This window comes from Microbispora sp. NPDC046933 (genome assembly GCF_040644635.1).
In the GTDB taxonomy this organism is placed as follows: domain Bacteria; phylum Actinomycetota; class Actinomycetes; order Streptosporangiales; family Streptosporangiaceae; genus Microbispora.
Map to the genome: position 1 here is coordinate 177,389 of NZ_JBEYWW010000006.1, position 12,992 is coordinate 190,380.

Annotated in this window: 15 protein-coding genes; 6 read left to right on the forward strand and 9 right to left on the reverse strand. The window is 70.3% G+C overall.

The window, feature by feature from the left end:
• Nucleotides 1–128: 128 nt before the first annotated feature.
• Nucleotides 129–713, forward strand: coding sequence for a dihydrofolate reductase family protein (locus ABZ857_RS10485; RefSeq protein WP_357040660.1), 585 nt, complete (start codon nt 129–131; stop codon nt 711–713).
• A gap of 320 nt (nt 714–1,033) precedes the next feature.
• On the opposite strand, the gene ABZ857_RS10490 is transcribed toward ABZ857_RS10485, so the two are convergent.
• From ABZ857_RS10490 to ABZ857_RS10515, 6 genes are all read right to left on the reverse strand, one after another.
• Nucleotides 1,034–2,041 carry an RNA polymerase subunit sigma-70 gene (locus ABZ857_RS10490; protein WP_357040663.1) on the reverse strand — a complete coding sequence of 336 codons (1,008 nt, stop codon included), beginning with the start codon at nt 2,039–2,041 and terminating at the stop codon, nt 1,034–1,036.
• 96 nt (nt 2,042–2,137) lie between these two features.
• A complete protein-coding gene (locus ABZ857_RS10495) occupies nt 2,138–2,914 on the reverse strand; it encodes a Tn3 family transposase (RefSeq protein WP_357040665.1) in 777 nt (258 codons plus the stop codon).
• An 8-nt stretch (nt 2,915–2,922) separates the two neighbouring features.
• Nucleotides 2,923–3,381 carry a DUF4158 domain-containing protein gene (locus ABZ857_RS10500; RefSeq protein WP_357041089.1) on the reverse strand — a complete coding sequence of 153 codons (459 nt, stop codon included), beginning with the start codon at nt 3,379–3,381 and terminating at the stop codon, nt 2,923–2,925.
• Between the two features lie 19 nt (nt 3,382–3,400).
• Entirely contained in the window at nt 3,401–3,721 is a 321-nt protein-coding gene (locus ABZ857_RS10505; protein WP_357040668.1) for a hypothetical protein, read from the reverse strand.
• A 232-nt stretch (nt 3,722–3,953) separates the two neighbouring features.
• On the reverse strand, nt 3,954–4,721 hold the full coding sequence (locus ABZ857_RS10510; RefSeq protein ID WP_357040671.1) for an SDR family NAD(P)-dependent oxidoreductase: 768 nt from the start codon (nt 4,719–4,721) through the stop codon (nt 3,954–3,956).
• A gap of 103 nt (nt 4,722–4,824) precedes the next feature.
• On the reverse strand, nt 4,825–5,583 hold the full coding sequence (locus ABZ857_RS10515; protein WP_357040674.1) for a glucose 1-dehydrogenase: 759 nt from the start codon (nt 5,581–5,583) through the stop codon (nt 4,825–4,827).
• 264 nt (nt 5,584–5,847) lie between these two features.
• Between ABZ857_RS10515 and ABZ857_RS10520 the strand changes: the two genes are divergently transcribed.
• Complete coding sequence (locus tag ABZ857_RS10520; protein WP_357040677.1) at nt 5,848–6,690, forward strand: helix-turn-helix transcriptional regulator; 843 nt, start codon at nt 5,848–5,850, stop codon at nt 6,688–6,690.
• Between the two features lie 95 nt (nt 6,691–6,785).
• On the opposite strand, the gene ABZ857_RS10525 is transcribed toward ABZ857_RS10520, so the two are convergent.
• The gene (locus tag ABZ857_RS10525) at nt 6,786–7,775 is read right to left on the reverse strand and encodes a hypothetical protein (protein WP_357040680.1); all 990 of its coding nucleotides are present in this window, start codon (nt 7,773–7,775) and stop codon (nt 6,786–6,788) included.
• Between the two features lie 132 nt (nt 7,776–7,907).
• Here ABZ857_RS10525 and ABZ857_RS10530 point away from each other — a divergent pair, with 132 nt between their 5' ends.
• Together ABZ857_RS10530 and ABZ857_RS10535 are read left to right on the forward strand one after the other, a co-directional pair.
• Nucleotides 7,908–9,032 carry a histidine kinase gene (locus ABZ857_RS10530; RefSeq protein WP_357040683.1) on the forward strand — a complete coding sequence of 375 codons (1,125 nt, stop codon included), beginning with the start codon at nt 7,908–7,910 and terminating at the stop codon, nt 9,030–9,032.
• Nucleotides 9,020–9,682, forward strand: coding sequence for a response regulator transcription factor (locus ABZ857_RS10535; protein ID WP_357040686.1), 663 nt, complete (start codon nt 9,020–9,022; stop codon nt 9,680–9,682). The genes ABZ857_RS10530 and ABZ857_RS10535 overlap by 13 nt, the downstream gene beginning before the upstream one ends.
• 139 nt (nt 9,683–9,821) lie before the next feature.
• Here the strand turns inward: ABZ857_RS10535 and ABZ857_RS10540 are convergent, their stop codons facing one another.
• A complete protein-coding gene (locus ABZ857_RS10540) occupies nt 9,822–10,223 on the reverse strand; it encodes a helix-turn-helix domain-containing protein (RefSeq protein WP_357040689.1) in 402 nt (133 codons plus the stop codon).
• A gap of 109 nt (nt 10,224–10,332) precedes the next feature.
• Here ABZ857_RS10540 and ABZ857_RS10545 point away from each other — a divergent pair, with 109 nt between their 5' ends.
• Nucleotides 10,333–11,178 carry an NAD(P)H-binding protein gene (locus ABZ857_RS10545; protein WP_357040692.1) on the forward strand — a complete coding sequence of 282 codons (846 nt, stop codon included), beginning with the start codon at nt 10,333–10,335 and terminating at the stop codon, nt 11,176–11,178.
• A gap of 67 nt (nt 11,179–11,245) precedes the next feature.
• On the opposite strand, the gene ABZ857_RS10550 is transcribed toward ABZ857_RS10545, so the two are convergent.
• Nucleotides 11,246–12,154 carry an MFS transporter gene (locus ABZ857_RS10550; protein WP_357040695.1) on the reverse strand — a complete coding sequence of 303 codons (909 nt, stop codon included), beginning with the start codon at nt 12,152–12,154 and terminating at the stop codon, nt 11,246–11,248.
• 413 nt (nt 12,155–12,567) lie between these two features.
• On the opposite strand from ABZ857_RS10550, the gene ABZ857_RS10555 reads away from it, so the two are divergent.
• A complete protein-coding gene (locus tag ABZ857_RS10555) occupies nt 12,568–12,924 on the forward strand; it encodes a MerR family transcriptional regulator (RefSeq protein WP_357041092.1) in 357 nt (118 codons plus the stop codon).
• Nucleotides 12,925–12,992: the final 68 nt, after the last annotated feature.

Consider the following 12,992-nt stretch of genomic DNA (forward strand, 5'->3'; position numbering starts at 1 on the left):
GCCCGCCGAGTACTCCGTGCTGAGTGCGGAACGCGAGGACTACCCGCGGACGCAGATCCGCGCACCGATTAGGTTTCCGCCCCGCGCCCGTCTGTACGTGTGAGATCGACTCACGAGAGGCTGGCACGATGCGGAAACTGATCTTCGGCATGAACGTGACCCTGGACGGCTACATCGCCGCGACCGGCGACGACATCGGCTGGAGTGGCGGGGAGGGACCGGACTCATCGCCGAGCGCCGAGCTGTTCCAGTGGTGGTACGACCAGATGCGGGCGAGCGATCTGTCGCTGTACGGGCGCAAGCTGTGGGAGGCGATGAGCTCCCACTGGCCGACCGCCGACCAGCAGCCCAACGCTACCCCGGCGGAGATCGAGTTCGCGCGCCTCTGGCGGGACATGCCGAAGGTGGTGTTCTCATCGACGATCGACAAGGTCGACTGGAACACCCGCCTGGTCAGCGGCGACGCGGTCGCCGAGATCGCCCGGCTCAGGGCCGGGGACGGCGGCCCGATGGACATCTGCGGCGCGACGCTCGCCGGGGCGGCCATGCGGGCCGGGCTGATCGACGAGTACGCGATCGTCACCCATCCGGTCCTGGTGGGCGGCGGCACGCCGTTCTTCACAGCCCTGGACAACTGGGTGAACCTGAGCCTGGTGGAGACCCGGACGTTTCCCGGCGGTGTGGTGCTGACCAGGTACGAGACGAGGCGTTGAGCATGGGCCAAATGCTCGGTTCGTGAGGCCAGGTCGAAATCCTTCCTGGCGTGCTCACCGCGACCCTCGGCTATGAGGGAACCTCTTCCCGGCCCTTCCTTGCGTTCCGAGTGTTGACCGACTCGCTGGAGATGAGGACGACGGCGTCGTTGATCGTGACGATGTTCGTCGGGCATGAAGATGCCCCGCCGGCAACGCCGGCGGGGCGGTGGTGTTCGCGTTGCCGCGTTGGTGTTCAGCTGGTCGGGGTGCTCATTCCACGGTGACTTCGGTGACGCCGGCTTGTGCGCTGGACTCGTCGACGATGGGGACTTGTCTGATCACAGTGTCGCGGGCAGGCCCAGCCATGGTTTGTCGGTGGCGTCGAATCCGGTGAGTTCGGCGATCTTGCCGTCCACGATGTGCAGGACCGCGATGGTGAACAAACGGTATTCCGGGTCGTCGGGGGTGCGGAGGTACAGTACGGCGGCAGGCTTGCGGTTGACCGTCGTGGCGATGCAGCGCCAGTCGTCGTGGCCGCGCTGGAAGAGCCCACCGGAGACCCAGCCGTCCACCGCGTCCTTGGCCGTGATGGTCAAGGTGCCCGGCTCGGGCAGCATCACGAAGCGCAGGTCGTCGCGCAGCAGGGCGGTCAGCCCGTCGAGGTCGTTGCGCTCATGGGCGTCCATATACGACTTCACCACGCCGCGCTCGTCATCCGACAGCTCGTGCGTGGCAGGGCTCCGCCAGTCGAGGCGGCGGTCGGGCAGCTGCTCGCGCATCGTCACGCGCGCCCGCTGCAGTGCGCTGGTCACCGATGCGACGGTCAGCTCGAGGGCGTCGGCGGCCTTCGACGCCGGCCAGCCGAGGACGTCGCGCAAGATGAACACCGCCCGCTGCCGCGGCGGCAGGTGCTGGACGGCGACGATGAACGCCAGCTCGATCGTCTCCCGCGCCACCACCGATTCCTGCGGGTCCTCCGGGAGCATCCGGTCCGGGTAGGGCTGCAGGTAGTGCACTTCCGAGCCCGCGCCCGGCAGCTCGGCAGGCACGGGTGTGCGGTCGTTGCGCTTCTCCAGGAAGTCAAGGCAGGCGTTCGTCGCGATCCGGCACAGCCAGGTCCGCAGCGCAGCGTGGCCCTTGAACGACTCCCGCTTGTTCCACACCCGCAGGAACGTCTCCTGCGTCATGTCCTGGGCGTCCTCGTAGTTCGCGAGCATCCGGTAGCAGTGCACCTGCAGCTCACGCCGGTAGCGCTCCGTGATGAGCGCGAACTGTGCTGCGTCATTTGAGCGGGCCGCCGCGATGAACGCGGCCTCGTCGTCGCCCAGCAGTCTGGCGTCGGTCATGGTCGTCAATCCTTCCGCGGGTGGCGAGGGGCTACCAGAACTGACGACGTGGCGGAGGATTTCTGATCGGTGAAGCCGCTGACACCGGGCCGTTCGTCAGGCCGGATGGGGAGGGGTCGATCCAGGGGACGTGTTCTGGTCGGGCACACCCTCGATGTCGAGGTGGGGTCCCCGTGGTACTGGGAAAGATCGGGCGGGTATGGCTGGTCCGGCTGATCGCCCAGTGCAGCGGCCTACCCGACCTCGGCGGCAGCCACCGTCCGTTGCGTGACCCGGACGCCGAAGCTTGATCTCACGCCGGTAGGGCTCGTCGTCAGCCAGGCGCAGGATGTGCAGGGTTTTGAAGATGCAACCGTAGTGGGCGATCGCCTGCCCGAGCAAGGTCGGGTTGCCGTCGCGGGAGATCATCCGGGTGACCTCGTGCGCGGACACCTCACGGGAGTGGATCGACACCGCGACCCGGCGCATGTCCTCCCAGTGCTGGGTAATCCGGTCGACGTCGATGCGGCCGCGGGCGGCGCGGTCCAGCGGGCCGTAGTCGGCGGCAGGGTCGATGCGCCACAACCGCTGATGTGGCAGGTTGGCCAGCTGGGGCCGGTACTGGCGGCCCAGCAGGTGCAGCAGGCCGAACACGATGTCGCTGTAGGACCCGGTATCGGTGATGATCGCCTCCGGCGCGCACAGCACCGCGGCGACCGACAGGCCGAGGTCGGCGACGCGGGCCTCGTTGCCGGAGGTGTGGGTGAACGCCTTGACGAATCGCGGGTGCCAGGACATCACGAGCACCGCGAGCTTGTGCTCCAGCTCGCTCACTCGGCGCCGCTTGTCCTTGCCCTCCGGCACATCCAGCAGCGCGAGCAGTGCCCCGGACACCTCCGGTATCACCTGGTCGGCCAGCGGCGCCGCAACCGCCGGTCGGCGGCCTGCCGTCCCTCGGCGACCAACCGCTCCAGTGTGGTGATGCCGGGCAGCAGCGCTTGCCGGTCCCGCAGCCACGCGATCGCACCCTCCAGGCTCGCCTTCGGCCCGTCCCCGGTCACCCACGCCTGGTCGACGATCCACGCGGACAGCTCGGACTCCACTGCGGCGAACGAGCTCAGCCCGTACTCCTGCTGAATGCCCCAGGCGTGTTCTAGCTTGGTCTTCTCCCGTTCGGTGTACTGCTTGACGCAGGACCGGTCCTCGATGCCCAGCTGCTCGGCCAGGTAGTCCACCAGCTCGACCGGAACGTCCAACGGATCGGCCAGGAACATCCCGAGGTGCCGAACCGTGACGACCCGGAGGGCGAAGCCCAGGCGCGAGTGATCACCACGTCGTTTGCCGATCAGCCCGCCGATCAGCCGCCGATCAGCGGACGGATCAACGGTGCGCGCGCAGTGCGGCCAGCAGCCATTCGAAGGCCGGGACCGCCGGTGGGGATGGTTTCTGACCCTTGAGGAGGTGCAGGAGCTGCCAGTACCGCTCCACTCGGGGCTCGGCGACCATGTCCAGCCACGTGATCAGGGCGGCGGTCTCCTCCGCGGTGAGGTCGTCAGGGATGATCCGCTTCAGGATCAGGCTCGCCTCGGCCGACTCCGGCGCGATTCCGCGTGACAGAGCGGCGCCTCCATGCTCCAGGACCAGGGGCCGGAGGTCGAGACCGTACTCCAGGCGGTTGTTCTCCTCGCCGCTGAGGACCATCCGTCGGACCGTCTGCCCGACAGCACGGCGGCATGCCTCTTGGACTTCACGATCCACATGCCGAGGCCCGGCGGATGAGGCAGTGTTCGACCCGTCAGCGGCCGGTGCGTGCACGAGGCCGCCGGGCAGCGGGACGCGGTCGGCCGCGTAGTCGCACGCGATGAACCCGTGGCGACGTCGATGACATCCCATTGGGTCCCGGCGCCGATCACCGCCATCGTGTTCATGAGTCTCACATCGCAGTGAAGCCGCCATCGGCGGCGACCACGGCACCGGTGATGAAGCTGGCGCGCGGTGAGGCGAGGAAGCAGAGGACCTCGGCGATCTCCTGGGGCTGGGCTACCCGGCCGAGCGGCTGAGCGCCGGCGAAAGAGGCCAGGTACGCGCGGCTGTCGGTGCGGAAGGTGTCGAGGAAGTCGGTCTCGATGACGCCCGCGGCCACGAGGTTCGCCCGGATGCCCAGCGGGCCGCCCTCGACGGCGAGTACCTTGGTGAGCTGGGCCAAGGCGCCCTTGGACGCCGCGTAGGCGACGCCGTCGGGCATGCCGACGGTGCAGACGTAGGAGCCCGTGCTCACGATGGCGCCGCCGCCTCGCTCCCGCATCACGCGGAAGGCCTCGCGGGCGAAGAAGAACGAGCCGCGCGCGTTGACCGCCATCAACGCGTCCCAGTCCTGCGCTGTCGTGTCCGTGATCGGCTTGTTCAACGTGCGGCCCGCGTTGTTGACCAGGATGTCCAGACCGCCGAACATCTCAACGGCCTGTCGTACCGCCCGCTCGGCCACCGCCTCGTCCGTAACGTCGGCGATCAGGGGATGCACGCCGGGAAACTGCGCGGGCAGTTCTTCCACCTCCTCGCGCTGGTCGAGGGCGACGATCCGGGCGCCGCGGCGGTGCAGCAGGCGGACGGTCTCCCTGCCCACGCCGCGCGCGGCCCCGGTCACGAGGGCGACCTTTCCGGCGAACTCGGTGGTCTCGGCGGACGCATTCGCGGATGTCATCATCCTTTTCCTTCCTGTTTCACGGCCAGGCGCCGGAGGCGTGACCGCCCGGTTCGCGGCGTGACGACGCGCCGGCAGCCATGTCCGTTAGCTGTATGGCTGCTCAGTACGCGGTGAGCCCGCCGTCGATCACGAACTCCGCGCCGGTGACGAAGGAGGAGTCGTCGCAGGCGAGGAAGAGGTAAGCGGGTGCGACCTCCTCGGCCCGCCCGGCCCTGCGCATCGGGGTGCGCTGGATGTCCGGCTGCTGGTCGCCCTGCTCGTCCAGGAGTTCCTGGATCATCGGCGTGGCGATGACGCCGGGATGCACAGAGTTGACCCGCACGCCCTGTCGCGCGTACTCGACCGCTGCGGTCTTGCTCAGCAGGCGTACCGCGCCCTTGGACGCCTGGTAGGCCGCGGCGGAGCCGCTGCCGACGAGCCCGAGCACCGACGAGGTGTTGATCACCGAGGCGTTGCCGCTCGCGCGCAGGAGCGGCATCGCGGCCTTCATGCCGAGCCAGGTGCCTTTCTGGTTGACTTCGATGACGCGGTCCCAGGCGTCCTCCGCCGTGCCCTCGATGCCCGGCCAGTCCACGATGCCGGCCAGGTTCACCAGCACGTTCAGCCTGCCGAAACGCTCGCGTACAACGCCGATCGCCTCCTCCCACTCCCGCGCGGAGGAGACGTCGAGGCGGGCGGCGACAACCTCCGCGCCGAGGGCCTCGATCTTGCCGGCCAGCTCCCGCAGGGGCCCTTCGGCGACATCCGTGATCACCAGCCGGGCGCCTTCGCGGGCGAAGAGTTCGGCGGTGGCCGCGCCGATGCCGCCGGTCGCGCCCGTGATCAGCGCGACCTTGTCGGCGAGTCGTTGTCCTGTCATGGGAATTGCCTCGGATTTCTCGTTGATGTGGTCTGCTCGGTCAGGTCTTGCCGCATTGCGGGCGCCGGTGACGGGGGCAAGCTGACCCGGCGATCTCGGTCATGACGGCTGCTCTTGCCGGCACTGCACGAGGTGCTCGTGGTAGAGCACCTTTCTGGCCTGCTCCATCGAGTCTGCGCACGTCAGAGGGCATTGACCAGGACGTGTGCCGCCTGGGTGCGGCGCACCCAGGCGGCACACGCGGCCGCCGGATAGCTTGGTCGCATGGATGGCAACCACCTGGGAGACTTCCTGCGCGCACGCCGCGCCGCCCTGCGGCCGGAGGACGTCGGCATGGCGAGCTACGGCGCCCGCAGAGTCGCCGGGCTGCGCCGTGAGGAGGTCGCCGTCCTGGCCGGCGTGAACGCCGACTACTACACCCGCCTGGAACAAGGACGCGAGCGCAACCCCTCAGGCCAGGTGCTCGACGCTCTCAGCCGCGCGCTGCGCCTCGACGCCGACGCCCGGGCGCACCTGTACCGGCTGGCCGGGACCGCGCCGGACGACCGGCCCTTCACTCGGGCCGCCGAGCGGGTCGGCCCGGCGCTGCGCCAGTTGATGGACGGCTATCCCCACACCCCGGCGTTCGTGATGAACCGGACTCTGGACATCCTGGCCACCAACGCCCTGGCCGACGCCCTCTACAGCCCCTTCGAGCCGGCGGACAACCTGGCCCGCATGACCTTCCTCGATCCGGCCGGCCGACGCTTCTACACCGACTGGGACCGCGCGGCCCAGGCCACCGTCGCCAACCTCCGCCAGGCGGTCGGCTTCGACCCGGACAACCCGCGCCTGGCCGAACTCGTCCGCACCCTCACCGGCCAGAGCACGGACTTCGCCCGCCTCTGGGAGGCCCACACCGTACGAGGCAAGACCCAGGAGGCCAAGCACTTCCTGCACCCCGACGTCGGCCCCCTCGCGCTCACCTACCAGGCCTTCGACATACGTGACGCCCCTGGGCAGCAGCTCGTGATCTACCATGCCGAACCGGGCAGCCCCAGCGCCCAGGCCCTCGACCTCCTCGGCTCCATCCACGCCACCCGACGCCAGAGCGAACCGCAGAGGTAGGGGTCCGGCCCGTCGTACGAGTCTTCGGCGTTCACCGATAGGCAGAGCACCAGATAACGCCTCGTGCCGCTCGCCGAAGCGTGGGACTCGGGCGGCTACGCCTGGACCCCCGCCCGGCGCGACGCGACCCGGCGGCCCAGGACGGCCAGCAGACACATCATGACCAGGCCGACGGCCGCCAGACCGGCGCGGTCGGCCGCCGTGTCGGTGTTGGAGATCAGGCCGAAGGCGGTGTGGGCGATCAGGGCGCCGGAGGCCAGGGCGAGGCTGTGCCGGTCCGTCCACAGGCCTCCGGCCGTCCAGCGGCGCAGGAGCCACGCGGCGCCGACCGCCAGAACGGCGGCGGCCGACATGGGCACGAGCACCCACCCGCCGTGGGTGAAGGCGGGCTGGGCCGCGCCGCCGAAGGGGAACAGCGACGCCAGGTATCCGAAGACGGTCACGGCGCCGAACACCCCGGCCGCCGCGGGCGCGGGCGGGCTGATCGAGGGCATGCCCGGGCGGGACTTCAGCCGCAGCCCCGCCGCCGCCAGCAGGACCACGGCGGCCGCACAGCCCGCCAGGATCGGCGGCGGCGCCTCGTACCCGGGGTCGATGGCCGTCACCCGCAGCAGCAGCGCGCCGAGGACGAAGACCGTCCCGGCCAGCCAGGTGCCGAGTCTGCCCAGGTAGGGCCGGTCGCGCAGGGACGGGACGATCAGGTCGGTCAGGAGGATCGGGATCGCGGCGCTGAAGACCGCGTGGTAGGGAATCTGCAGCTCGGCGTAGGCACTGTTCAGGCCCAGGATCCGGGGCGCCCACCCGGCGGCGCCGTAGATCGTGGGGCTGCTCAGCGCCTGCAGCGCCAAGCCCTCCTCGACGATGCCGTAGGCGGCGCCGAGCAGCAGCACCCCGGTCCAGCCCGTCCCGGCCCGCCGTACCAGCTCGCGCACCAGGACGACGCCCGCGCCGTATATCGGGATCCACAGCAGCAGGAGCCAGGCCATGCGCAGCGGCGGGTTGCCGAGGGTGAACTCGGCCACAAGCGGTGTGATCACCGCGAGGAGCAGTGCGGCCCGGCGGCCGCGCGTCTTGTTCGCCGTCATGTGGCCAGCGTGTTCCGCGCACACCACCCACGTCTTCCACCCCGGGTCCTGCCCGTGGCAACCCGGGTGACAACCCGGCGTCGACTTTGGTTGCTGCCGTCGGCGGGCCCGCCGTCATTACGCTGGGCGTCCGTGACGGCAGACGTACGGCCGGGCCCTGCCAGGACCCGGCGGGACCGGGCGATCCGGGCGGGAGGCGTCGCCTGCGCGCTGGCCGCGGCGGCGGTCGTCGTGCGAGACGACCTCGGCGCGGCATCCGGCTGGTGGCTGGTCGCGGACGTGGCCGGTGGCGCGGCGGCGTGCGGGGCGCTGTGGCTGTCGCGCCGGTGGCCGGCCACCATGGCGCTCGTGGCCGTGGCGCTGGCGGTGCCCGCGGCCTCGGCGTCGGTCGCGGCCGGCATCGCCACGCTGATGACCGCCCTGTACCGGCGCTCGGTCGTCGCGATCGGCGTGGGCGCGGCCTGGGTGGCCGCGACGCTGGCCCGGTTCGGGCTGCGGCCGCCGGGGCTGGCGCCGTACCCGGTGTGGGCGCTGGTCGCGGTGCTGTTCGGGGTGGCGCTGACCGGATGGGGGATGCTGGCGCGGGCCCGCCGCCAACTGGTGCTGTCGCTGGCGGAGCGGGTCCGCAGGGCCGAGGAGGAGCAACGGCGACGCGTCGAGCGGGCCCGCCATGACGAACGCCTGGCCATCGCCCGCGAGATGCACGACGTGCTGGCGCACCGGCTGTCGCTGCTGGCGCTGCACGCCGGGGCGCTGCAGTTCAACGCGCGGGCCGACCCCGCGGAGGTGGTCGAGGCGGCCGCGGTGGTGCGCTCCGGCGCGCACCAGGCGCTGCAGGAACTGCGCCAGGTCATCTCGGTGCTCCGCGAGGCGCCCGTCCTGGCCGAGCTGGACCTGCGCACGTTGATCGAGGAGGTACGGCGGGCGGGCATGGAGGTCGAGATGCACGACGGCGGCGTGCGCCTGCCCGACCTGCCGGGCGCGACGGCGCGGGCGGCCTACCGGATCGTCCAGGAGGGCCTCACGAACGCCAGGAAGCACGCGCCGGGCAGGCCCGTGGCTCTCCGCCTCGACGGCGGGCCGGACCGGGGGCTCGCCATCGAGGTGCGCAATCCCGTGGTGCACGCTCCCCGGGGCGAGGGCGCCGGCCTGGCCGGGATGCGGGAGCGGGCCGAGCTGGCGGGCGGCCGGGTGGAGCAGGCCGGGGTGGAGAAAGGCGAGTTCCGCCTGGCGGTCTGGCTACCATGGCCGGTGTGACCGCCATACGCGTGCTGGTCGTGGACGACGACCCGCTCGTCAGGGCGGGTCTGACGCTGATGCTCAGGGGCGCCGACGAACTCCTCGTGGTGGGCGGCGTGGCCGACGGCGCCGACGTCGCTGCCGCGGTCGACGCGCACGCGCCCGATGTGGTGCTCATGGACATCCGGATGCCGGGCCTGGACGGGGTCCACGCCACCCGGCTGCTGCGGCGACGGCCCGACCCTCCCCACGTCATCATGCTGACCACGTTCGACGCCGACGAGCACGTCTTCGGCGCGCTGCGCGCCGGGGCCAGCGGGTTCCTGCTCAAGGACACCCCACCGGAGGGCATCGTGGACGCGGTCCTCCGGGTCGCGGCGGGCGAGCCGATCCTGTCGCCCGGCGTGACCCGGCGCCTGATCGCCCACCTGGCGCCGGAGGCGGAGGACCGCCGCCGCGACGACGCACGCAGGCTGCTGTCCAGGCTCAGCGACCGCGAGCGCGAGGTCGCCGCCGCGGTCGGCCGGGGCAGGTCCAACGCAGACATCGCGGCCGAGCTCCACATGAGCGTCGGCACGGTCAAGAGCTACGTCTCCCGCATCCTCACGAAAACCAACCTGGACAATCGCGTCCAACTCGCCCTCATCGCCCACGACAGTCCGCTCTAGCCAGGCCGGATCTGGAGATCTGCGGGCCGAGGGATGAGCGGTGGTGACTGCCGCGATCGCGCAGCCGTCCAGGAGCCGGGGGGTTGACGAGCATCGGAACTGTGACGTCCGTCCGAGGTCGCCAACGCTCGCAGAACATCTAGCCGCGGGTCACCCCCGCGTCGTCGTAGTGCCGCCGAGCCCGTTCGACGTGCTCGAGGTTGGTGGTGGCCCACTCGGCGAGGTGGGCGAAGAGGGGGGCGAGGCTGCGGCCGAGCTCGCTGATCTCGTATTCGACGCGCGGCGGCACCTCGGGGTGGTAGGTGCGGACGACCAGGCCGTCGCGCTCCAGTTGGCGCAGGCGCTGGGTGAGCACCTTGGGGGTGATGCTCTTGATACGCCGCTCCAGCTCGACGAACCGCTGGCGGCCGAAGGTTTGGAGCGACCAGAGGATGGGCGAGGTCCACCGGCTGAACACGATGTCGACGACCGGGGAGATCGGGCAGGCCAGTTCGGGGTCGGTCATGGCATCGGCCGCCGGCCCGCTCGTCTCGGTCGCCATTAGTCACACCCCTCTGAGGTAGTTACTTTCCTCTAGGTACCTACTATACGGAGGGTGTTAGCGTCGCCGTCATCGCGAGAAGCCACAGGGAAAGACGCGGGGGTTGATCATGATCGTGGTGACGGGTGCGACCGGGAACGTCGGCCGGTCGCTGGTGCGGGCCATGGCGGAGGCCGGCGAGCGGGTGACGGCGGTGTCGAGGGGGATGGCCCCCGTGGACCTGCCGAGCGGGACCGGACACGTGCGGGCCGACCTGGCCGCGCCGGAGACCTTGCGGCCCGCCCTCGACGGTGCCGAGGCGTTGTTCCTGCACGACGGCGGTACGGGCGGCCAGGGGCTCGACCCGAGAGCGATCCTGGACGTGGCCAGGGTCGCCGGGGTCCGGCGGGTGGTGCTGCTCTCCTCACAAGGCGTGGTGACCAGGCCGGAGTCGCTCTCGCACGGAGGCGTCATGCGGGCGACCGAGGAAGCGGTGCGCGAGTCCGGCCTGGCCTGGACGATCCTGCGGCCCGGCGTCTTCGCGTCCAACGCCTACGCCTGGGCGGAGTCGGTAGGCGCCGAGCGGACCGTCGCCGCGCCGTTCGGTGATGTCGGGATCCCGATCATCGATCCGGCGGACATCGCGGAGGTCGCGGCCGTGACCCTGCGCAAGGACGAACACACGGGTCATGCCTACGAGTTGAACGGGCCGGCGGCTGTCACGCCCCGGCAGCAGGCCGAGGCGATCGGCGCGGCCCTCGGTGAGCCGGTGCGGTTCGTGGAGCTGACCCGGGCCGAGGCGCACGCGCGGATGGTCGCGTTCATGCCGGAGCCGGCCGTGGAGACCGCGCTGGCCGTCCTCGGCGAGCCCAACGCCGCCGAGCTGCGGCTCAGCCCGGATGTCGAGCACGTGCTGGGCCGTGCGCCCCGCCCCTTCGCCGAGTGGGCCCGCCGCAATGTCGAAGCCTTCCGGTGAACAGTGACAAGCCTCCGGCGCTCCGGTCACGGGGCGGCGGAGGCTTTTTCATTAGCGCGGTGCCTCGTCAGCTTGGAGTGACACCACCTGAGGGGACGTCACCTCGCACAGCGCGGCGTAGGCGGCCGGGGAAACCGTGGCGGTAAGCCGCGAGGGTCACCACAAGCGCTGCAACCAGCAATATCAGCGCCGACCATGGCAGAGAAACAGGGCCCGCCCAATCGAGCAGAAGCCCGCCGACGACACCACCGCCGGCGATGCCGACGTTCCAGCAGGTGACAAGGAGAGACTGCGCGACGTCTCCAGCAGAACCGGCCGCCTCGGCTACCGCTGTCTGCAACAAGGTCGCCGCACCACCGAACGCCAGCCCCCAGGTCGCGGCACTGGTGAACACCAGCAGCGGCAGCGAGGCGAACATGCCAAGTGCGAGCGTGGCCGCCGCAAACAGCGCACAACTGGCGATGGTCAACGGTCGCAGGTGGCGGTCGACCAGCACACCGGTGATCACGATGCTGACCAGAGCGGCAACCCCGAAGACGAGCAGTACCGCGTCGACCCGATGTCCGAGTCCCAGCGGTGCCAGAAACGGAGCGATGTAGGTGTAGACGATGTTGTGAGCCAGCACGAAGGTCAACGTCACGAACAAGACCGGCGCAACACCGGTGGTCATGAGCACCCTCCGGATCGGCAGTCGTGCATGCCGCTCCTGCCCGGGGAAAGCGGGGATGGTCGCCACCGCCCAGACAATCAGTCCCGCCGTCAGCAGCGTCATGAGTCCGAACGTCGCCCGCCAGCCGATCACGTTGGCCAGGAACGTCCCCGCCGGCACGCCGATCGCCAGAGCCACGGGCGTGCCTGCCATCGCGATCGCCAGCGCCCTGCCACGCTGATGCGGCGCGACCATCCGACGGGCGTACCCGGCAAGCAACGCCCACAGCAGCCCGGCGACCACGCCGGCGACGAGCCGCGCTGCCATCGTGAGCGGTAGCTTGCCGACACCGCCGTCACCGTGTTGGCGGCTGCGAACCCGCTGATCGCCAGCATCAGCAGACGCTTGCGCGGCCAACCGACCGTCGCCGCCGTCGACGGCACAGCGGCGGTGAACGAACCGATCGCGTAGATCGTCACAGTCTGCCCTGTACTTGTCTCGCTCACGGCGAGGTCTGTGCTCATCGCTGGAAGCACACCGGCAGGCAGAGCCTCAGTCATGATCGTGATGAAGCCGGCCGTGCCCAGCGCCAGTAACCCTGACAGGGGGAAACGTTCGTGTGGCGCCGAGGGCCGCGTAAGGGATCGCGTCTCGATCATGAGCCTTATCGTCGATGGTTGACATTAGTGTGAAGGTCAAAGCCGATCGAGACGGGGCGGCAGTGAAGGAGCTCACATGGTATCGGAGAACTCGCCAAGCTCACCGACACTCCCGCCAGGTCGCTGCGCTACTACGAGGAGCAGGGCCTTATTGAGCCGCACCGTCTGCCCAACGGCTACCGCGAGTACGACGACTACCTCGTCGACCGGGTCGTCCAGATTCGCGGGCTGCTCGATGCCGGCCTGCCCACACGGATCATCAAGCAGATCCTTCCCTGCCTCGACAAGCCACGGACGATCCATTTCAGTGACGCGACGCCGGAGATGCTCTCCACGCTGCAGCGCGAGCGGGATCGGATGACGAGGCGCATCGAGTGTCTCGTTCGGAACCGCGATGCGATCGACGACTACCTGAGCGCGGTCAAAGCACTGGCCTGACCGGCCGCCACGGCGGGCAGGCGGAGGTGCGATTGGACCTTGACATTAGTGTCAAGGTCCTACGGTGC